This is a genomic window from Streptococcus sp. 17.1 (assembly GCF_016648655.1).
GTDB classification, from domain to species: Bacteria; Bacillota; Bacilli; order Lactobacillales; family Streptococcaceae; genus Streptococcus; species Streptococcus salivarius_E.
This window is the reverse complement of the sequence record NZ_JACLQM010000012.1, coordinates 31,663-51,883: the sequence shown is the minus strand read 5'-3', so window position 1 is coordinate 51,883 and position 20,221 is coordinate 31,663. Positions and strand designations below refer to the sequence as shown.

Annotated in this window: 19 protein-coding genes and 1 riboswitch; of the genes, 6 read left to right on the top strand and 13 right to left on the bottom strand. The window is 39.8% G+C overall.

The features are described from left to right. The first annotated feature begins 34 nt into the window (after window positions 1-34). Entirely contained in the window at window positions 35-1,702 is a 1,668-nt protein-coding gene (locus H7T99_RS07890) for a recombinase family protein (protein ID WP_201035969.1), read from the top strand. A 108-nt stretch (window positions 1,703-1,810) separates the two neighbouring features. On the opposite strand, the gene H7T99_RS07885 is transcribed toward H7T99_RS07890, so the two are convergent. From H7T99_RS07885 to H7T99_RS07845, 9 genes are all read right to left on the bottom strand, one after another. Continuing rightward, window positions 1,811-2,320 (bottom strand): QueT transporter family protein, encoded by a 510-nt coding sequence (locus H7T99_RS07885; RefSeq protein WP_037602830.1) that lies wholly within the window; start codon window positions 2,318-2,320, stop codon window positions 1,811-1,813. 90 nt (window positions 2,321-2,410) lie between these two features. After that, window positions 2,411-3,370, bottom strand: a complete 960-nt coding sequence (locus H7T99_RS07880) for a YihY/virulence factor BrkB family protein (protein WP_037602829.1) — start codon at window positions 3,368-3,370, stop codon at window positions 2,411-2,413. Window position 3,371: 1 nt separating this feature from the next. Then, window positions 3,372-4,232, bottom strand: a complete 861-nt coding sequence (locus H7T99_RS07875; protein ID WP_004183173.1) for a methionyl aminopeptidase — start codon at window positions 4,230-4,232, stop codon at window positions 3,372-3,374. 39 nt (window positions 4,233-4,271) lie between these two features. After that, the gene (gene spxR, locus H7T99_RS07870) at window positions 4,272-5,552 is read right to left on the bottom strand and encodes a CBS-HotDog domain-containing transcription factor SpxR (RefSeq protein ID WP_002884454.1); all 1,281 of its coding nucleotides are present in this window, start codon (window positions 5,550-5,552) and stop codon (window positions 4,272-4,274) included. Next, on the bottom strand, window positions 5,545-6,090 hold the full coding sequence (locus H7T99_RS07865) for a GNAT family N-acetyltransferase (RefSeq protein ID WP_037602827.1): 546 nt from the start codon (window positions 6,088-6,090) through the stop codon (window positions 5,545-5,547). The genes spxR and H7T99_RS07865 overlap by 8 nt, the downstream gene beginning before the upstream one ends. A 65-nt stretch (window positions 6,091-6,155) precedes the next feature. After that, the gene (locus H7T99_RS07860) at window positions 6,156-7,418 is read right to left on the bottom strand and encodes a UDP-N-acetylglucosamine 1-carboxyvinyltransferase (RefSeq protein ID WP_037602826.1); all 1,263 of its coding nucleotides are present in this window, start codon (window positions 7,416-7,418) and stop codon (window positions 6,156-6,158) included. Window positions 7,419-7,503: 85 nt separating this feature from the next. Beyond that, window positions 7,504-9,744, bottom strand: coding sequence for a DNA internalization-related competence protein ComEC/Rec2 (locus H7T99_RS07855; protein WP_201035968.1), 2,241 nt, complete (start codon window positions 9,742-9,744; stop codon window positions 7,504-7,506). Further along, window positions 9,734-10,429 (bottom strand): helix-hairpin-helix domain-containing protein, encoded by a 696-nt coding sequence (locus tag H7T99_RS07850; protein ID WP_037602820.1) that lies wholly within the window; start codon window positions 10,427-10,429, stop codon window positions 9,734-9,736. Before H7T99_RS07850 ends, H7T99_RS07855 begins: the two co-directional genes overlap by 11 nt. 108 nt (window positions 10,430-10,537) lie before the next feature. Further along, window positions 10,538-11,293: a lysophospholipid acyltransferase family protein gene (locus tag H7T99_RS07845; protein WP_037599200.1), complete on the bottom strand. Its 756-nt coding sequence runs from the start codon at window positions 11,291-11,293 to the stop codon at window positions 10,538-10,540. A gap of 129 nt (window positions 11,294-11,422) precedes the next feature. Between H7T99_RS07845 and H7T99_RS07840 the strand changes: the two genes are divergently transcribed. Genes H7T99_RS07840 through H7T99_RS07830 form a run of 3 tightly spaced genes read left to right on the top strand, consistent with a single transcriptional unit; the run spans window position 11,423 to window position 13,445 of the window. Further along, window positions 11,423-12,358 (top strand): polysaccharide deacetylase family protein, encoded by a 936-nt coding sequence (locus H7T99_RS07840; protein WP_051677076.1) that lies wholly within the window; start codon window positions 11,423-11,425, stop codon window positions 12,356-12,358. Window positions 12,359-12,407: 49 nt separating this feature from the next. Continuing rightward, window positions 12,408-13,172, top strand: coding sequence for a tRNA1(Val) (adenine(37)-N6)-methyltransferase (locus tag H7T99_RS07835; protein ID WP_037602802.1), 765 nt, complete (start codon window positions 12,408-12,410; stop codon window positions 13,170-13,172). 3 nt (window positions 13,173-13,175) lie between these two features. Beyond that, on the top strand, window positions 13,176-13,445 hold the full coding sequence (locus tag H7T99_RS07830; protein WP_037602798.1) for a GIY-YIG nuclease family protein: 270 nt from the start codon (window positions 13,176-13,178) through the stop codon (window positions 13,443-13,445). A gap of 12 nt (window positions 13,446-13,457) precedes the next feature. On the opposite strand, the gene H7T99_RS07825 is transcribed toward H7T99_RS07830, so the two are convergent. The 4 genes from H7T99_RS07825 to H7T99_RS07810 form a co-directional block, all read right to left on the bottom strand. Continuing rightward, window positions 13,458-15,035: a hypothetical protein gene (locus H7T99_RS07825; RefSeq protein ID WP_142224706.1), complete on the bottom strand. Its 1,578-nt coding sequence runs from the start codon at window positions 15,033-15,035 to the stop codon at window positions 13,458-13,460. A 124-nt stretch (window positions 15,036-15,159) separates the two neighbouring features. After that, window positions 15,160-16,749, bottom strand: a complete 1,590-nt coding sequence (locus H7T99_RS07820) for a DEAD/DEAH box helicase (RefSeq protein WP_037602793.1) — start codon at window positions 16,747-16,749, stop codon at window positions 15,160-15,162. 194 nt (window positions 16,750-16,943) lie between these two features. Further along, a complete protein-coding gene (locus H7T99_RS07815; protein ID WP_037602792.1) occupies window positions 16,944-17,849 on the bottom strand; it encodes a magnesium transporter CorA family protein in 906 nt (301 codons plus the stop codon). A 12-nt stretch (window positions 17,850-17,861) separates the two neighbouring features. Continuing rightward, window positions 17,862-18,242 (bottom strand): PH domain-containing protein, encoded by a 381-nt coding sequence (locus tag H7T99_RS07810; RefSeq protein WP_021152428.1) that lies wholly within the window; start codon window positions 18,240-18,242, stop codon window positions 17,862-17,864. Window positions 18,243-18,345: 103 nt separating this feature from the next. Continuing rightward, window positions 18,346-18,466, top strand: a riboswitch (TPP riboswitch). 80 nt (window positions 18,467-18,546) lie between these two features. On the opposite strand from H7T99_RS07810, the gene thiT reads away from it, so the two are divergent. Together thiT and H7T99_RS07800 are read left to right on the top strand one after the other, a co-directional pair. Beyond that, window positions 18,547-19,122 carry an energy-coupled thiamine transporter ThiT gene (gene thiT / locus H7T99_RS07805; protein ID WP_037602791.1) on the top strand — a complete coding sequence of 192 codons (576 nt, stop codon included), beginning with the start codon at window positions 18,547-18,549 and terminating at the stop codon, window positions 19,120-19,122. Between the two features lie 167 nt (window positions 19,123-19,289). Continuing rightward, window positions 19,290-20,153, top strand: coding sequence for a helix-turn-helix domain-containing protein (locus H7T99_RS07800; RefSeq protein ID WP_037602785.1), 864 nt, complete (start codon window positions 19,290-19,292; stop codon window positions 20,151-20,153). Window positions 20,154-20,221 lie beyond the last annotated feature (68 nt).

Here is a 20,221-nt window from a genome sequence, read left to right as displayed (position 1 = left end):
CAGTGGGTTATAGGTGAATCGAAAGGAGCACGCTATGAACAAAAGTACATTGACAATTAAAGATATCAAAACACAGAATTTGAATAGTCTGCCGGACAGGATAACTGCACTCTATTGCCGTTTGTCTGCTGAAGATGCCAACGAGGGCGAGAGTAACTCTATTTCCAACCAGAAACAAATTCTCGCTCAAGTGGCTATGCGTGAAAATTTGCCAAATCCATTCTTCTTTGTGGACGATGGTTTCTCAGGTTCGAATGCTCAGAGACCAGATTTTCAACTGATGATAAACTTGGTTGAATCTGGTAAAATCCAAGCGGTTATCGTGAAAGATTTGAGCCGCCTCAGTCGAGATTACCTCTTAACTGGACAGCTAACAGAAATCACGTTTCCATCGAAAAATGTTCGCTTCATTTCTTTAAATGAGAATCTGGATAGCTCAAAAAGTAACAGTCAAGACGCTTATCTCGCACCTCTAGTATCCTTGTTTAACAACTGGTATTCGCTCCAATGTAGCGAAAAGATTAAGTTATCCAAGCACACCAAGGCAAAAACTGGCGAAAAAATCAGTTGGATTGCCCCATACGGCTATCTCAAAAATCCAGAAAATCCCAAAGAATGGATTATTGATGACTACGCCAGCCAAATTGTGAAACGAGTATTTAAGGAGTATTTAGCAGGAATGTCATTGATGGAAATTGCTCGCAGACTTCGAAAAGACAAGATTTTGACCCCTGCTAATTACAAGAAAAAATTAGGGCTTTCGAATTATCGGATTATTGAAACAGACCCTTATTACTGGAAAAATCAGATGATTTGCCAGATGCTCGAAAAGGAGGAATACACTGGGGCGACCATCAATTTGAAAACAGCAAAAGTTTCCTACAAACAACGGAGTTGTAGATTGCGACCTCGAGAAGATTGGTTGATTTTTCCAAACACTCACGAGGCAATTATCTCACAAGAAGATTTTGAAATGGCTCGTAAAATGCTCGGTCATAAGCGAGTTAGCCAGCGACACAATTGGAAAGATAAGCCTGGTCACGAAAATCTATTTGCAGGTTTAGTATTCTGTGAGAATGGACACAAGCTTAGTTTTTGCCCACAACAGAAAAACGACATCAATCTTGACCACTATAAGTGTTATCACTACCGTCGGGCTGGTGATACATGTTCTGGCTTACATTATCTTCGGAAAGAAGTTCTAGATGAGTTGGTTTTGAAAGACCTCCAGCAACTAATCTCAGCCATTCATTTTGACGAGAAACAGCTTCTTGAAAAGCTGAAATCTCGCTTTGATATTCAAGAGATTAAGAAACAAGATAGTCTCCGTAAACAGTTATCTCGTTTCAAGAAGCGTTCGAAGGAATTGGATACTATTATCCAAAAACTCTATGAAAAGCAACTGCTGGACGAGATTAGCGATGAGAGGTTTCGCAAGTTAACAGATAGCTACGAGAGCGAGCAAGTTGAACTCAACCAGCAAATTGTAAGGCTTCAAGAGGTTTTGATTAGCCAAACTGAATCCAAGGAGAATGTCGACAAATTTATGCAAACCATTCGCCGATACACGAACCTTGAAACCTTGACGACTCAGTTAGTGAATGAGCTAATCGACAAAATTATCGTCCATCAGCCAACAGGACGTGGCAAGAACCGCCAAGTCATGATTGAACTTCATTACCGATTTATTGGAGAACTATAAAACGAGCGAGGTTTTACCTCGATCGTAAACTAATAACAGATGGACTGCTCGGTGAGTGGTGGATATTTTAACATAAAAGCAGAAAAAAACGCCTTTACAGACGTTAATTTAGGAAACAAAATCAATAACTTTGGCCAATTTCTTAATAAGAATTGCACCAACTAAGAGAGAAGCCAATTCTCCCATAGCAACAGTGAACCAAGTTGCCCAAAATGGTGCCTGAGTAACCAAGGTCAACTCAGCCGCAATTGTCACCATGAAGAATGAGAAGTAAAAGGCAAAGTAAACATGAGCCTTGTCAAAAAGTCCACCTAAAATCTCTTGGTTCTTAAATCGGTCGAAGAAATAAACACCTGAACCGACAAAGACCAGTGTCGAGAGACTTCCGACAACCACATCAATCATGTTAAAGCTAAAGAAATTAGCAATCACACAGCCCAAAGTCACGGCAATGATATACTTGCGATTATAAAATCCTAAAAGATTGAACATTTCTGCAATTCGGAACTGGTAGGGACCATACGAAATTAAGTTAAAAGGTGGCACAACAGTCAAGACTACATAAAGAGCTGCCACAATAGCAATATGTGTTAAATCACGAACAGTTTGTTTTTTCATTTTTTCTCCATAATCATTATCTTTTTATTATCTACAAAGGATAATATTTCCGTCAAAAGAGCCTGGATCTCACCAAGCTCTCTTTATCATCTAGGAATCATCCTCATCTTTTTTGTGTTTTTTGCTATCACTACCATCTCCAGAAAAGCTCTGAATAATAGTAATCACATCTCCTCTTCTACTTTTCAGTTCACCTTGTCTAAGCTCTTGATAGGTCGCATTAAAGACGGCCCCCAAAATCAAAATTCTGGCCAAGAAGATGAACCAAAGCATGAAGACGAAAATCATAATGGACCCAAATAACTTGATATCAACTAATCGACTCAAGGTACGAATCACATAAGTTCCAAACAAGTTGCTTAAATAGCCAATCACTAAAGTCGTAAAGATAGTCCCTGGCATAACATAGCGGATTTTTCGAATCTTCACATTCGGAAGCACAAAATAAAGCACCATCATTCCCAGAAAGACAACTGCAATACTCAGAGGCTGGATACTATTTAAAATAAACTGAGTCATCTTGGAACCAATAGGATAGGTCTGTGTAATAACTCTAAGGACCGACTGAATAATCGTAGACAGCATTAGTGCAAAGGTGAGCAGGAACAAGATGACCAGACTCATGAAACCACCAACAATGTGACTAATAAAGACATCACGGTGTTCTGAAGCACCATATACCTTGTTAATCGCCTTTTGAAGCGAAGACAAGGACTTAATCATTGTCCAGAATCCCGTCAAAGAGGCAACTCCCAACAACTGTCCAGAAGGTGTCGAGAAGATATCCTGAACAACGTTGGCTGCAGGTGCATAAAACTGCTTAGGAAGGTGCTCATTCATAAACTTCAAGAGATCAGTCGTATCAATATTCAGATAGGGAAAGACATTTGCCGCAATGACAATAAGCGGAAAAACCGTCAAAATGAGGTAGTAAGCCACTGCGATAGTTGAAATATCTATCTCTGCACTACGATAATGCCTAAGATAAACCTGCAAAGGGCGCCATTGGAGTTTATCCAATAGACGGGCCATTAAGCCTTGTCGTTTCATATTAGTAAGTTCTTTCTTCGCCTTGAGAAGTCAAAATTACTGGACCATCCTTAGTGATAACAAATTGGTGCTCATATTGACAAGAAAGTCCACCGTCAAGAGTTTTGTGAGCCCAACCCGTTTCAAGGTCAGTATCGATTTCCCAAGTACCAGTGTTAATCATTGGCTCGATAGTCAAAACCATTCCTTCTTTAAGACGGAGACCTCGTCCAGCCACCCCATAGTTTGGCACCATTGGTTCTTCGTGCATTGTTGGCCCAACTCCGTGTCCAACCAAATCACGAACAACACCGTAACCACGACTTTCAGCGTATTCTTGGATAGCTGCACCGATATCACCGATACGGTTACCGACTACCGCTTGTTCAATGCCAAGGTACATAGCCTCACGTGTTACTTCCATAAGTTTTTTAACTTCGTCAGATGGCGTTCCAATCGCATAAGCCCAACATGAGTCAGCCAAACCGCCAGAATATGATTCCGTGTATTTTTTAACCTGAGCAACATTGTCAAAATCCAATTTTGACACATCAAGGACTGACTTATCGATAGGTTCTGACAGGACCATATCAACCTTCAAGAGGTCACCATCTTTCAAAATATAGTGACGTGGAAAGGCATGTGCCACTTCGTCATTAAGGCCACAGCATGTCGCATAAGGGTAATCCATAATGCTTCCCTCAACCCCAATCTGAAGGGGAAGGACATTCTCTTCTTTACAACGACGACGCACATACTCTTCCACTTCCCACATGTCTACTCCTGGTTTCAAGAGGTCACGTAGACCAATATGAATGCTAGCAAGAAAATCCCCTGCCCTATCCATTGCTTCAATTTCACGTGCTGATTTTAAAGTAATCATTGTTTTCTCCGTTTTCTTTATATCTTTTATTTTTAGTTACTAAGTTTTCTTAACCACAACGACTGATTTGCAGACGGTATGATTTCCGTGAGTAACCATAAGGTCCAGATGGGCTCTACGTCTGGTTTCAGCGATAATACTTGGTGTAATCGTCACCTTGTCATCGATCTGAGCTGCCTGAAGAAAGTAAAACATCATCTCTTCAATCACAAGACCATTTTGTTCCTGCTTTTCCATAATACGATAGACAACCTCTTTAACCATCTCTGCAAGAACACCCTGAGTGAGGTTTCCAGAATTGTCAATCATAGTGGGCTCGACTTCAAAGCTGAAAGCATGCTTGTCCTGGTTTAGATTAGCTATCATTTGATCGCTAAAGGTGTGCAAGTTGCCACGATTATTGTCCTGAAGTTCTTCCAAAACCTGACGACGGGTGATAACACCTAGATAGTGTTTCTCTTCATCCACAACAGGAATGATATCAAAGTCCTCAAAAATCATCTTTTGGGCCACAGTTGCCAGACTAGTCTCAAGTCGTGTCACCGTCGGCTTGGTCATTATTGCCTTGAGCATGGTCGTCGGTTGCTGATTAGACACATCTCGCATGGTCACAATCCCAATCACTTTTTCAGACTCAGATAGAATTGGAAAACGCACCAAGTTCGTCCGTTTCACCAAATTCTGAAAATCCCTGACTGTCATTTCTGGAGTCATGTAGTTGTAGTCTTCTCGTCTGGTATAGACTTGAGCTACAGTCTTGATGTCTGTTTTGATACGGACATTCGAAAGTGCCTGGTTAATCATGGTTGCCACGGTAAAAGTATCGTAAGTTGTTACCATGACTGGAAATTGCTTCAAACGTGAAAGCTCTTTAACCCTATCGGAAACCTGAAATCCCCCCGTCACTAAAATAGCATTATTGTGTTCTAGGGCAAGCAATTGAATATCCTCACGGTCCCCAACAATAAGAAGATCTCCTTTGGTTAGATAACGGGTGATATTCTCAATAGTCATGGCTCCGATATAGAACTTACTGAAGACACGTTCCAGACCTTCATGACCAGAGATAACCTCAGACTCTGTAATCTCCGCAATCTCCGCAAAGGTCAGCCTATCAAGGCGAACCTGGACTTTCTTTTCAATTCGAACCGTCCCACTCCGAGGACGTGTCTCAACCAACCCTCGATTTTCAGCTTCTTTAATTGCTCGATAGGCAGTTCCATCAGAAACCTGTAAGTGATTCGAAATACTACGCACACTAACACGCTTACCGATAGGTAAGGCCTCTAGATAATCTAGAATTTCTTGATGTTTACTCACAGTTCTCCTCCTTCTCAAAGCGGAGATAATCACGCATGGTACGGGTGTATCGGTCTGCTCCCTTAAAGCGGGACACAAGTTTAAAGCCAGACTTCTCTGCTACACGAATCGATGCCTTATTTTCCAAGTGGGCAATAAGAATAATACGATCCATTCCCACAGCTGTCAAAGCCAAATTTGACAGACAAGTAACTGCCTCTGTCATTAAGCCTCTACCCCAGTATGAGGCATTCAAAAAATAGCCAAGCTCTGCAGTCCGTTTCTGGACATCTATCTTTTCAAAACGAACGACGCCAATCATCTTTTCTAACTCTTTATCTACAATAGCCCATACACCCAGAGGCTCCTTCATGAAGTAATGAACCAAAAGGCAATCCGTTTCATGCTGTGTTTGAGTGGCAGGAAAGAAAAATTGTAGATTCTTAGGATTTGATACAATTTCGTGTAAATCAAAACGATCCAAAAAGATGAGTGGTCTAAAAGAAAGGCGCTCCGACTCAAAGAAGGCAAAAGCACCCAGACTAGTCCAAATATCCATGATAGTATTATAACACAGTTTTAGAAATGGAAAAAGGCTCAACCACTAGGGGTTGAACCTTAGACTTAATCTTCAGTCAAACGAATATCTGCACCAAGGTCAGAAAGTTTCTCAATGATATTTGAATACCCACGAAGGATAAACTCAATATTGGTAATTTCAGTTTGACCTTCTGCCATAAGACCTGCCGTAACAAGTGCAGCACCTGCACGCAAATCACTGGCTTTTACTGGCGCACCTGAGAGTTGCGTTGGACCATTGTAAACAATTTGTCCACCGAGTACCTGAATATCAGCACCCATACGAGCCAATTCAGGAACGTGGTTCACACGCTTCTCATAAATCGTATCAATAATTTTTCCTCGACCACTTGCTTTCAACAACAATGGTGTCATCGGTTGTTGTAAGTCCGTCGCAAAACCTGGATAAGGTGATGTCTTAATATCAACAGGTTTTAAATCACCTTGCTCTTCAACAAAGATGGCATCTTCTTCAACTGTCATACGAACACCCATTGCTTCAAGTTTAGCGATAAAACTTTCAAGGTGTTCATAAAGAACATTTTTAACCTTAATTCCCTTACCGATAGCCGCGGCCATAGCAATGTAGGAACCCGCTTCAATACGGTCTGGAATAACCTGATGACGAGTGCCATGTAAGCTCTCTACACCTTCAATCGTGATGACTTCTGTACCAGCGCCACGAACACGTGCGCCCATATTGTTAAGAAGAGTTGCTACATCAATAATCTCAGGTTCACGCGCCGCATTCTCAATGACCGTACGACCGTCAGCCTTAGCCGCAGCCAACATGGTATTAATCGTCGCTCCAACACTGACCGTATCCATGTAGATATGAGCACCCTTAATGCGTTGACCAGCGTCAGTCGCAATACGCATAGATTCGTCTTCATAGGAAATGCTAGCACCCATCGCTTCAAAAGCCTTAAGGTGAAGGTCAATAGGACGTGGTCCCAAATCACAACCACCAGGCAAACCTACTGTTGCTTGACCGTAACGTCCAAGCAAGCTACCGTAGAAATAGTAAGAAGCACGAAGGCTGTTAATCTTACCAAATGGCATTGGCATATCTTTAACGCCTCGTGGATCAATTTCGAGTGTTTCGCCATCACGCTTAACAGAACCACCCATCACTTCTATAATTTCAATTAGGTTATCGACGTCGCTGATTGCTGGGACCCCGTCAAGAGTAACCACTCCATCAGATAAAATGATGGCCGGAATCAATGCAACAACTGAATTTTTAGCCCCTGATACTGTAACTTCTCCCTGAAGTTTCTTACCACCATTGATGATAATTTTACGCATACTGTTCAATCTTTCTTATACTGGAATATTAGCTTTTACATTCTACCATAGATTGAGGTGCATGACAAATTAAGAACTCTAACAATTATCGGACAGTTTCACTTGACCATTTAAACCAGCCCTTAAAACGGATGGCTCCGTCTTTATCTGTTCGTAAAATTTTAATGTGGCGTTGCTTAAAACGTTCTATTGTTTCATCATTTGGATGTTTATAACGATTGTTCTCACCAGCTGAAACAAGTGCAAGGGAGGGGTGCAGCTGGTCCAAAAAAGCTTCAGACGAAGAACCTTTTGAACCGTGGTGTCCAGCTTTGAGGACGCTTGCCCTTAAAGTTGGATAGCTGGCCATTAGTTCCTCCTCTCCTTCTTTTTCCAAATCACCAGTAAACAAAAAACTGCTTCCTAATAATTTTCCGTAGAGAACTAGCGAATCATTGTTACCGCCATCACCAACTTTATTTGGATAAAGAACCTGTAGATTGCTTCCCATCATGGGTAATTTGTCGCCAGCCTTTAGAGTGTGAACTGGGCATTTTATGGTCCGAAGTCTTTTAACAAAGCTAGACTTAGTCAAAGCCCCCTGACTGACACAGATTTCCTTAATCTTAAAACACTTGGCCACTTCTTCCAAATCACCAATATGGTCTGTGTCCGTATGCGTCAGGACCAGATAATCAATTTGAGACACTCCTCTAGCCTGTAGATAGGGAATCAAGGTTTTCTCCGCATTGCTCGTCTGGCTAGACTCTTGCCATTTTTCCTTAGTTCCAAACGTCACCTTGCCACCCACATCAATTAGGATGGTATCGCCTTTCATACTCCTCAGAAAAATACTATCTCCCTGACCAACGTCAACCACAGTCACCTCATTGGTTAAAGGATGTTTGACCCAGACCATCAAAAGTCCAAAAATCATCAAAAGGCAAATCCTAAACTGAGGCTTTTTCCAAAAATCAAAGAGCAAAATCAATACAGCTATCATCAAGCCAAACTGAAACAAACTAGGTTTCCCTAAAATCAAAGGTTGACCTATCCAGGATTGTATCCAAGTCAAAAAGGACTCCATCCATTCAAAAAGTGGGTTGATTTGAGAGAAGATTACCAATCCTGAGAGGGCAAAGAATACTGTCAATACAGGCAAGAGAAAGCTATCAAATACAATTGAAAAGATTGCAGTGAGAATCAAACTAACTGGTTGAAAAGTCCCATAATAGTAGGTTAAAAAGGGTAAAATCCCAAGACTCAATACCAAGCTCGTATAGATTGATTTCTTTAAAGATGACAAGTCCTCAAAATCAAACAAACACAACAAGAAGGCATAGGAACAACTTAATACACCTCCCACTGTTAAGAGAAAATGAGGTAATAAGAGAAACAATAGAAGCAAGGTTATTCCCATATTGTCCAGTTTTTTAATACCAAACTCCGCCAACAAACTTTGAACCAAGGAACGTAGGACTGAAGCTGTCCATCCTGTCATTAAGCCATAACATAAGGAAAAAGGCAGCAAGACGATAAATAGATAATCTTTAGGAAGACCTAAGCGTAGGAGACCGTAGCGAAACCATCCCAGAAAAAAGCCCACTTGCATCCCCGAAAGTGCGAATAGATGAATAATACCTAAACTTGCGTAAAGCTGGCTCTGCTCATCAAACTCCTTATCCAAATACCCAAAGAGCAGGCCTGTCATATAGTGTCTCATAGGACTAGGAAAGTGCGTCTGGATATGAACCAAAGCCCTCCTCCTCAGTTGATGGAAAAAAGCTAGGGGAGATAGAGATTTTTGAGGTACCACTTGGTCCAAGCGCTCAATCTGAGCAATTCGATAAATGCCTTGACTGGCTAGATAAGACTGATAATTAAACCCTTGAAAATTACGTTGACCAGTTGCTTGGGTTAACGTAATTTTCCCTTTTAATACTAGCGTTTGACTAGTAGTCTTGAAAAAATGCTGCTCCTTCTCAGATTTGAGTCGGTAAAAGACCTGATAGTTTTGTCCCTTGGCCTTACCGATAGCGGATAATTGCTCACCATTAACCGATAGCGTATCAGCAACCAGAGTCACCTGATTGATTTCAGCAGGGGCTTGTTTATCTTGTATGCTAGCTCTGTGGTGCAAGAATAAAAAGTAGATCAAAAAGAAACTACCTACAAGCCCCACCAACTTTAGGGCTGCCTTATTCTTCCAATGATACTTCAAAAAACATACTAAAAGAAAAGACAAAGCCCCAATAGCATAAACATTAGTGACAAAAATCGTAAAATAAAGGGAAGCTATTAACAGAGCCAAGGAAAAAAGATTGATTGGAGCTTTTTTAAGCCACATAGAGGGACTCTCTGATTTTATCTAAAGTTTTATCACCAATTCCTGAGACATTTTTCAAGTCATCTACGGATTGAAAGCCACCATGACTTTCACGATAGGCAATGATATCCTCAGCACGCTTAGCTCCAATCCCAGAAATAGTTTGCAACTCCTCTGAGGTCGCTGTGTTTAAGTTAATTTTGCCATCCTTAGCACTAGTTTGCCCTCCTTTGTCAGAGACCTGACTAGTTCCTGATTGACCAAGAACAGAAAGGTTTTCATCCTTAGTTGCCACATAGATAACCTCTTCGTCCGACAGACTTGCGGCTAAATTAACACTCTTAGCATCCGCATCCTCAGTCATTCCCCCAGCGGCTTTGATGGCATCAGTTACCCTAGCGCTTGCTTTTAAGCTATAAACACCCGGCTTGACTACGGCTCCTTTAACATCCACTGTTACTTTTGACTTATCCTTTTCACTTCCTTCAGTCTTTGACTGGGAAGACGCCTCAGAAAGAGACTGTGAACTTTGTTTGGATGAGGAGGTTGACAAAGCTGTCACATCTGTATAAGACGTCTCCGCCTCCATACTGTTGCCCGCACCACAAGTCATCCATAGAAAGAAGCAAAAAATCACCATCAGTACAGCGATGACACTCACAAACAGACGATTATCTTTGACATAGGCTATAATCTTTTCCTTCACGCTATTCTCCTTAATTGATATATTTTCTTTCTTATTCGTAAAAAATTTGAAAAATATATCAAAAAGTAAAAAAACTCCATCAGACCTATGTCTGACAGAGTTATTAGCTTATTTCTGCGTTTCTTTGGCACGGTGTTTTTCAGGGTTCCAAACAAAGCTAGCTACATATGAGAAAGCCATGGTCAAAAGCACTGCAATAATAGCCACAAGAGCGAGAGGTACACGGTAAATATATGTCAATGGGTTTGGTTTTTTGCCTGTTTGATAGCTCAAAGCTTCTTCATCGAGACGATCAAATTCAGACTGGATACGACGAGCAACCTCTTGAATATTTTCGTCATTTAAACGCTTCAAGTCTGAAATATCAATAGGATTACCATAGTTCATATCCACACGTTCACCCGTCAAGAGCCCCTTGAGCTCACGAGGTCCTTGATAGACTACTGGCATAATCTTAACCTTGGCCATCTTAGCGATGACCGCAACTCCACCCTTAACATCAGAAGAATGGCGGCTACCACTTGGAAACATAATCAAACTACGGTTACTCTTCTTAAGCATGTTAACAGGGTACTTGATAGCTTCTTGACCAGGATTTTCACGGTCAATTGGGAAGGCTCCGCACATACGGATCCACCAACCAAAGATACGACTCTTGAAGAGTTCTTTCTTAGCCATGAAAATAAACTGCTTAGGACGAGCTGAAAAAGCCATATAAACAGGGTCCCACCAAGTTCGGTGCGGAGCAACCAAGATATAGTTTTCATCCTTGTTCAATAATTTATCGCGATTGTGGTAATGGGCATTACCATTGATAATCCAAAGAAGGAAGACAACAAGCCCACGTAAATAAGCGTAAAACACGTTTTTACCTCTTTTTCTACAAGTTTTTTACTATTATACCAAAAAAGGAGCTCTTTTTTCACCGAATTTCTTTGTAAAAGTCTTGAAAATAGTGTGGCACTTTCTAATAGTTTGAGCTATAATGTAACTATGAAAAAAAGTATTGAGATTATAGGGAAAAATCGAAAGGCACTTAATCTTTGCCTCATTATTGCAAACTTGGTTGTTCTGGCTATCCTAGGCTTTGTCCTATTCCAACGCCATAACACGAAATCTGAACAAGTAGCCAAGGCTGAAAAGACTGAACAAGTCGCTAATAGCACAAGCTCATCTTCAGAAAAAGCTAAAGAAGATGATGAAACACAACTCAAGAAAGGTAGTAACCACAGCATTGCAGCTTCTGACTATGCTTACGATGTTACTGCTGTGAATAACACTATTCGAGGCCAGTCTCAGGATATCGACGACAAGGTAGTCTTTTTAACATTTGACGATGGGATTGATCCAACACTGACCCCACAAGTTATGAGTATTTTGAAAGAATACGGTGTTCACGCCACATTCTTCCACATTGGTTACACCATTACACAAGAAAATGCGGACATCCTCAAACGCCAAATTACAGAAGGACATGCGATTGCCAACCATAGCCTCAGCCACAACTTTAATCTCCTTTATCCAGGACGTGTTCCTAATCAAAGTCAGATTGTTTCTGAGGTTAACCAAACCATGGCTAATTTCCAAGCTATCTTAGGTAAGGACTTCAAGACAAGAATTTTCCGTTATCCTGGTGGTCATATGTCATGGCAAGGTCTAGAAAGTACTGACCAAGCCCTCGCCAAGGAAGGTATCGAGTGGATTGACTGGAACATGCTTTGTGGTGATGCAGAACCCGCCTCTGTTCGCCCAACGACATCTGAAACCATGATGGCCTACTTGGACGGTTCACAAAAATATTTCCCTGAGAGTCATGTTAAGGTTGTGCTTATGCACGACACTGCTGGTAAGGAGCTGACTGTTCAGACCCTTCCACAAATTATCGAATATTTCAAAAATCAAGGATATACCTTCGGTGTCCTAGAGTAATCACTCGCAACAGTTCCTTTGGGAGCTGTTTTTTGTTACAATAAAAACTATGACAAATCCAATTTTAAAAGACGGAGAACGCATTGACCAGCTCTTCTCCACAGATGTGAAAATCATTCAAAATAAGGAGGTCTTCAGCTACTCTATTGATAGCGTCCTCCTCTCTCGGTTTCCAAAAATTCCAAAGAAGGGATTAATTGTCGACCTCTGTTCGGGAAATGGTGCCGTTGGCCTCTTTGCCAGCACACGCACTGAGGCACCGATTACCTTGGTTGAGTTGCAAGAACGCCTGGCTGATATGGCCAAGCGTTCCGTAACTCTTAATCAACTAGAGAATCAAGTGACTGTTGTCAATGACGACCTAAAAAATTTGCTTGACCATGCCCCACGATCTCAGGTGGACCTTATCCTCTGTAACCCTCCCTACTTTAAGGCGACAGAAACGTCTAAGAAAAATCTGTCAGAGCACTACCTCTTGGCACGCCACGAAATTACGACCAATTTAGAAGAAATTTTCCAAGTCGCTCGTCATGCCCTCAAATCTAATGGACGCATTGCTATGGTACATCGCCCTGACCGCTTTTTGGATATCATTGACACCATGCGCCAGTACAATCTAGCACCTAAACGCATCCAGTTTATCTACCCTAAGATGGGACGTGAGGCTAACATGCTCCTAATTGAAGCCATTAAAGACGGCTCGACAGATGGCTTGAAAATCCTTCCACCTCTCTTTGTGCACAAGGAAAATGGTGACTATACCGACGAAATCTTTGAGATTTACTTTGGAAAAAAGGCTAAAGGTGAGTCCTAAACGATGACAGAAAAGGATAGCAAGGCCTACATGTATGTGGTTGAGTGTGCTGATGGCACCCTCTATACAGGCTACACCACAGACGTCGAACGCCGCCTCAAAACCCATAACTCAGGCAGGGGTGCTAAGTATACCAGAGCTCGCCTACCAGTTAAACTCCTCTACTCAGAAGCCTTCGCTAGCAAGCCTGAAGCCATGAGCGCAGAAGCACTCTTTAAGAAAAAAAGCCGAGAGAAAAAACTAGCCTATATCAAAGAACACACGGAAAAATAACCGTGTGTTTTATTAATTTATATTTTTTGCATGTTTACTATTATCTTTAATTGCATTATAAATAGATGAACCTCTCCTAACATAATATTGGGAGTAGTTTTCGTCATCTTTACTTAATTTTTCAAAATTATCTATTTCCAAAATTCCACGATAATATTTTCCAAAATATTTACCTCTATTAATTGCAAGTGTTTCCCTATTAATATTTTTAACTTCACCTCGATAATAAAAGGAATCATCCTCTACTTTTATTTTTTCGTTCTCGTTAATACTATATTTGTAACTCAAATTCTTTCTGATTATCACTCTAACATAATATCCATCAATACTAGAATGATATTTCTCAAAATAAAGTGATACACTGAACAATAATCCTAAAACTACCAATAATGGAAATACACTCCTAAAGGGTCTTCCTAATTTCTGATAACCTCCACTTAACGACAAAGTTGAAATTTCTTCTAATAGTTTATTCTCTTTTGTAACATAATAGTCATTTTCAATTTGTATTACATCAAATGAATGCTTTAGAACATTATCTAATTCTACTTCTTCCTTAACATTATCATCCAATATCACAGTCATTAGAGATGTCTCTCGCTCTTCGACTAAGAAATAATCTCCACTCAGAATTTTGAATCCTTTTCTCTCTCTAACAACTCTTTTATAATTACCATAAATTGGTTTTAATTCTCGAGAATAAATCCTAGCTATTATCCAATAATAAATCTTATCTTCGTATTCTATAATAATAGCGTATAAATATAAGAGAATTATTATTTTGATTGAACCATTCATCAGAATATTTACTATTTCAGGGATAGGAGTACTTCTAACGAATAAATTATAACATTTAAATCCTATTATCAATTCAGATGATAAAAGGCCAAAATAGATGCATGCAACAGTAAATAAATATTTAATCTTTTTTTCTAAAATTCTATAATCGTCAATTTCAATTCCCTTATAATTCACTAAAACCTTATCATAAAAATTGATACCAATAGTAATAAGTAGAAAGGCAAGAAATGCCCATGTGATAATTCCCTTCTGAACTCCTATTGAGGATAATAATAACAATGGAAGAGCTATAAAAGTATATAATACAAATGGTGAGACTTTAAACATAAATAAAGGCATCTCCAAAGCAAAGAAGAATATGAAAATCATAGGCAACATTGAGAGAAATTGACTCTTATCAAAAATATTTCCTAATATTGAATAATTCAATGTTAGGCTCTTATTGTTAATCATATTCTCTAATATGAAAGCAAGCACTTCGAAATATGTTATCAAAAGAGTGATGATTAATACTTTGTTAGCTATATTTACTAATTTATCTGAATTAAATTGATGTTTTAACCCGCCATAATCCACACCAATTCTAAAACCAAAGATTGTAATAAATAATGCTAGTTGAGATAATTTAAATGCGCTAATAAAAAATGTAAGAAAAAAGTATCTAAGTGTACTAACTTTAGTATAAAATAAATTATTATCTATAGAAAAAGATAAAAGTAAGAAACATCCCTCAAGTAAAAACATTATATATTGTGGATACCTAATCCACCTAAAAAATTTTTCAATCATCCGAAAATACATCCTATACCTCATATTTATAATTTTTCCTAATTTAAAATGAATATTCTCTCAGAATTTCATTACATGCAAGTATAACAAAAAACACTCTATTTTCATAGAGCATTTTCATTGTTTATTTATCACCCTTGTTACGGATAACAAAGCCGTTTTTCTTTTCGCTTGAGGTACGGTGTGGGCGTTTGTTGCCATGGTTTTCGAAGTCACGGCTATTCTTCTTAGACTTGCGTTTGAAGTCACGACGTCCGCCGCCGTCTCGGTCATCGCGGTTACGGTCACCACGGTATCCACCACGACGGTTGTTATCGCGACCGCGGTTGCCACGGCCACCTTTACCGCCTTTACCACCAAAGCCACCACCTGATGGTTTGAATGGCAATGGTTTTTCACGCGCAATTTCCACTTCTGGCATTGTCTCTGGATCTTGAACGGTCAAGCTCAAGATGTAAAGCGCCAATTCTTCAGGTGTGAATTCTTGAGCCAATTTAACCGCATCGCCCTTGAACTTGTCAAAGTTAGAACGGATAGCTTCATCCGCAAAGTCACGTTCGATTTTCTTAAGGGCAACTTTCTTCTTAGCCTGGAAAGCTTCTTGAGCTGTTGGTGGCTTAAGACCTTTCATGCGTTTCTTAGTCAAGTTTTCGATGATTCCCAAGTAACCCATTTCGTTTGGAGCAACGAAAGTAATCGATTGACCTGATTGGCCTGCACGTCCTGTACGTCCAATACGGTGAACGTAGCTTTCTGGATCTTGTGGAATATCATAGTTGTAGACATGAGTAACACCGGAAATGTCAAGACCACGCGCCGCAACGTCTGTCGCAACTAAAATATCGATTTGGTCGTTCTTGAAGTCACGGATAACACGAAGACGTTTGTTTTGGTCAAGGTCACCGTGGATACCTTCTGCACGGAAACCACGAAGTTTCAAACCACGTGTCAACTCGTCCACACGACGTTTGGTACGTCCAAAGACGATTGACAATTCAGGTTGGTCAACATCCATAAGACGAGTCATGGTATCGAACTTCTCTTGTTCCTTCACTCGGATAAAGTATTGGTCAACGTTAACATTGGTCAATTCTTTAGCCTTGATTTTCACATGCTCAGGATCTTTCATGAACTGAACGCCAATACGTTTGATAGCATCAGGCATAGTTGCTGAGAAGAGAAGGGTTTGACGTTCTTCTGGTACTCGGCTAATGATAGCTTCAATGTCTTCAAGGAAGCCCATGTTAAGCATTTCATCAGCTTCATCCAAAATCAAAGTCTCGATATTATTGAGTTTAAGAGCCTTACGTTTGATAAGGTCAAGGAGACGACCTGGTGTCCCTACTACAATGTGGGCACCTGAACGGAGGGCCTTGATTTGTTTCTCAATGCTAGAGCCACCGTAGACTGAGCGAACCTTAACGCCCTTATCACGGCCAAAACGGAAAAGCTCTTCTTGAGATTGCACTGCCAACTCACGTGTTGGGGCAATCACAAGGGCTTGGATTGTATTTTCTTCTGTACGAATTTTATCTAGGGTAGGCAAACCAAAGGCAGCTGTTTTACCAGTACCAGTTTGGGCCTGACCGATAACATCCTTACCTTCAAGAGCGAGTGGAATCGTCAACTCTTGGATAGGTGATGGCTTTTCAAAACCGGCAGCTACAACAGCTGATTGGATGTCTTCTGATAGGTTTAAATCTGTAAATTTCAAAGTATTCTTCTTTCTATTTGAAGGCGGTGCGAAGCCACCTTATGAGACTTGGTTGTGTAGTATGTTAACTACCTGTATTTAATAGTCGTTTATTTTAACAACTTATCTAGTCTATCATATTTAAGAATAAAAAGACAGTGAATAACGTTTTAAAACCGCCTCCAATTTGAGAAGACGGTTTCACTCACTAATTATTATTTATGGACCAACCAACGCAAGTAGCGGGCCAAGACCAAACAAAGAATCGCACTACCGATAATGATGAAAATCCAGGCTGGACTGACAGTCATAAACGGTAGAGGAACATTCATCCCAAAGAAACCGGTAATAACGGCAAGAACTCCCAAGAGTACCTCAATAATGGTCAGATTGCTCAAGTTGTTGTTCAGGTTGTTGTTTAGGATATTGTTATAAGAACCTGATAGTTGCTGTAAGACCTTAGAAATAAGATCCGTCATGGCAACCAACTGCCTGGCTTCAATCATGGCATCATCAAACTGCTCTTTTTCGACCTCATTGAGACGACGATAAATGGCGTGCCCCTTGATGTGTTCCAATAGAAGACGGTTTTGTGTGGCTGCAGCCACCAAATAGACCATGCCTGTTTCCAAATCTGAAAGATCGTAAAGATTCTTACTTGTCGTTGTCTGTCTTAGGCGTCGACTAACCTCATCTTTTTGCTGATCCAAGCGTTCAATGACGGGATAGTAGGCATTTGAAATCATCTCAAGGCCTGCAAAGAGCAATTTGTAGATAGACAAATCCTCATGGTTATCCACATAATCTTGCATCTTGCTTATCACATAAGCGTTATCCTCGTTACTAATGGTCACCAAACGTGTATCTTGAACAATAAAGGTCAGAGGAATGGTTTCATAGTGTTCCTTGTCCTTTTCAAGCGCCAGAACATTATAGATAAAGGTGATTGTCCCAGTCTCACGGTTGTAATCCATGTGGGCTCGTTCATTTTTATCCAAGGCATACTCTATGGTTTCTTGGTCAATATCATACTTGGTATAAAGGTAGGATTGCTCAGAAATAATATCTGAGTCAATATTAATCCAGTGACGCTTATAACCCAGTTCTTTTTCAATAAACATTTTTCTTCCTCATTACTCTAGCACTGCTGCTGCCAAAGCTTGTTGGATTTCAAAAACATTATTATCGCTCTTAAATTGAAGCACTTCTGCAGGCTCAAGTGCTGATGAAATCCAAATCTTAAGTTCAGCATCTAGGTCAAAGTGCCCCGAACTTTCTACAGTAAAACGAGAAATCGAGTGATAAGGGATAGACTTGTAAGAGGTTTTCTTCCCTGTGACACCTTGTTTATCGACTAAAATCAAGCGCTTCTCTGTAAAGACAATCAAGTCACGAACAAGGACATAGGCTAACTCCACCTGTTCACCTGGAATTAAGATGCCCTCCAATTGGCGCTCAACCTTATCATTATCTTTTTTAGATGCATTGCCAAGCAGTCCTGAAAAAAGTCCCATAGTTATTTCTCCTTTTTTATTGTAAAGATAATCCTTGCTTTAACTATACCACAATTTTAGGATTTCAGACACTTGCAGAAATGAGTTTCTGGTAGTACAATTAAGGAGTCACAAGAGGAGCAATTGCTGAGAATGGCTAGCTTGAATTTTTTCTTCAAGACTTGCCTAAACTCTTACCACCTGATCAGGTTAGGACCTGCGTAGGGATGTGTCTCAAAATAGATTGAAATAGAAGAACTTCTATGACAACGTTTTGATGTGGCAAAAATAGCCAATCAAGACGATTGGTATAGGAGGTTTTTTTATGTCGAAAACAAGTATTCGACCAATGATTGAGGTTGCACTTTTTGCAACTATTGCTTATATCCTGGACCTAGTTACTCAGCCCATGTCACTAGGCCCTTGGATTTCCCTTTCCTTTAAGATGGTGCCCATCTTTCTCCTCAGTTTTCGCTGGGGCTTAAAAGCTGGTGCTATGGGCGGTCTTATCTGGGGGCTACTTCAAGTTGTTACAGGGCAAGCCGCCGGTGGTTGGCTGACCTTGACACAAGGTTTTCTGGAGTACTTTGTCGCCTTTAGTCTGATTGGTATCAGTGGTGTGGTCAAACCAGCCCTTGATAAAGCCATTAAACAAGACAATAAAGTCAAGTCTCTGATGCTTATCACCGGAGGTATTCTGCTTGGTAGCTTTGCCCGATACCTCATTCACTTTATAGCCGGTGTCATCTTTTGGGGAAGCTATGCCCCTAAGGGACAAAGCCCTTATCTCTATTCATTCATTGTCAATAGCTCATCTTTCCTAGGAGAAACATTGGCAAGCCTTATTGTTTTCTTCGCCCTACAACGATTCCTAGGCAGATTACTCAATACGGAAAAATAAAAGAAACCATAGGACAGTCTTAATTGGCAGTCCTATGGTTTTTTGTGTGTTTATAAAAAACAGCAATCATTGCCTATTCACAGTAATAACCTCACTTTTGTTTTCCTGTATTTTATGTTAAGATACAAAAAAATATATATTCCCATATATGCAAACTGGAGGCTTCCATGAAAAAATTTGGAGCAATTTTTAAAAAATTTCGTAAATCAAGAGGGATACGATTAAAAGATGTCGCAAAAGCTGGTATCTCGACATCTCAACTGTCTCGTTTTGAAAAAGGACAGACAGACTTAACCATTACAAAGTTTATGTTAATATTAGACGAGATTAATATGCCTATTGACGAATTCATGTATGCTGTCCATGATTTTCATCGTGATGATCTGAATGAGCTATTGTCAAAAATTCGACTTTTTGTATCAACTCATGATATCGATGGATTAAAGAAGTTACTTAATTCTCAATTAGAATCAGAACCTAAACAAGAGAAGTTTCATCACATTAATACTATTTTATTAAAAATTCGCTTGCAGGATTTATCGGGAGAAAGCTATTATACACAGCAAGACCTAACCGATTTAACCGATTATCTATTTAGTGTCGAGTACTGGGGTTATTATGAATTATTGATTTTTGCAAATACCTTAGATGTGTTGAACCATGAGACTCTTATGGTTTTGGCAAAGGAGATGTCTAGAAGGTCTGATTTTTACAAAGAGATTCTTAATAATCGACGCATGATATCAACCATGTTATTAAATGTTTATATTACATGCATAGAAAGAGAAGAACTCATTGATGCACTGTATTTTGAAAAACAATTAAACCAATGCTTTTTTATCGAGACTGAAATTTATGAACGATTGGTTTTTCAATATGCACAAAATTATTATCAATATAAAAAAGAAGGAAATAATCAGTCCATTATCGAAATGAAAAAATATATTGGGGCCATGAAATTGGCAGGGAGCGAGCATATTGCAAAGACTTATGAAACACATTTGAAAAAATTGATAGAGGAAAATAGTTAGAAAGCATATATGGGAATTTATTAAATAAGATTATTATTCTTGTAAAATTATTTTGTTTAATAAATATG

Excerpts from the sequence above, each read along its gene's own strand:
- H7T99_RS07890 (WP_201035969.1), top strand. The coding sequence starts at position 35 with ATGAACAAAAGTACATTGACAATTAAAGATATCAAAACACAGAATTTG.
- H7T99_RS07885 (WP_037602830.1), bottom strand. The coding sequence starts at position 2,320 with ATGAAAAAACAAACTGTTCGTGATTTAACACATATTGCTATTGTGGCA.
- H7T99_RS07880 (WP_037602829.1), bottom strand. The coding sequence starts at position 3,370 with ATGAAACGACAAGGCTTAATGGCCCGTCTATTGGATAAACTCCAATGG.
- H7T99_RS07875 (WP_004183173.1), bottom strand. The coding sequence starts at position 4,232 with ATGATTACTTTAAAATCAGCACGTGAAATTGAAGCAATGGATAGGGCA.
- H7T99_RS07865 (WP_037602827.1), bottom strand. The coding sequence starts at position 6,090 with ATGGATATTTGGACTAGTCTGGGTGCTTTTGCCTTCTTTGAGTCGGAG.
- H7T99_RS07860 (WP_037602826.1), bottom strand. The coding sequence starts at position 7,418 with ATGCGTAAAATTATCATCAATGGTGGTAAGAAACTTCAGGGAGAAGTT.
- H7T99_RS07855 (WP_201035968.1), bottom strand. The coding sequence starts at position 9,744 with ATGTGGCTTAAAAAAGCTCCAATCAATCTTTTTTCCTTGGCTCTGTTA.
- H7T99_RS07840 (WP_051677076.1), top strand. The coding sequence starts at position 11,423 with ATGAAAAAAAGTATTGAGATTATAGGGAAAAATCGAAAGGCACTTAAT.
- H7T99_RS07835 (WP_037602802.1), top strand. The coding sequence starts at position 12,408 with ATGACAAATCCAATTTTAAAAGACGGAGAACGCATTGACCAGCTCTTC.
- H7T99_RS07830 (WP_037602798.1), top strand. The coding sequence starts at position 13,176 with ATGACAGAAAAGGATAGCAAGGCCTACATGTATGTGGTTGAGTGTGCT.
- H7T99_RS07825 (WP_142224706.1), bottom strand. The coding sequence starts at position 15,035 with ATGATTGAAAAATTTTTTAGGTGGATTAGGTATCCACAATATATAATG.
- H7T99_RS07815 (WP_037602792.1), bottom strand. The coding sequence starts at position 17,849 with ATGTTTATTGAAAAAGAACTGGGTTATAAGCGTCACTGGATTAATATT.
- H7T99_RS07810 (WP_021152428.1), bottom strand. The coding sequence starts at position 18,242 with ATGGGACTTTTTTCAGGACTGCTTGGCAATGCATCTAAAAAAGATAAT.
- thiT (WP_037602791.1), top strand. The coding sequence starts at position 18,547 with ATGTCGAAAACAAGTATTCGACCAATGATTGAGGTTGCACTTTTTGCA.
- H7T99_RS07800 (WP_037602785.1), top strand. The coding sequence starts at position 19,290 with ATGAAAAAATTTGGAGCAATTTTTAAAAAATTTCGTAAATCAAGAGGG.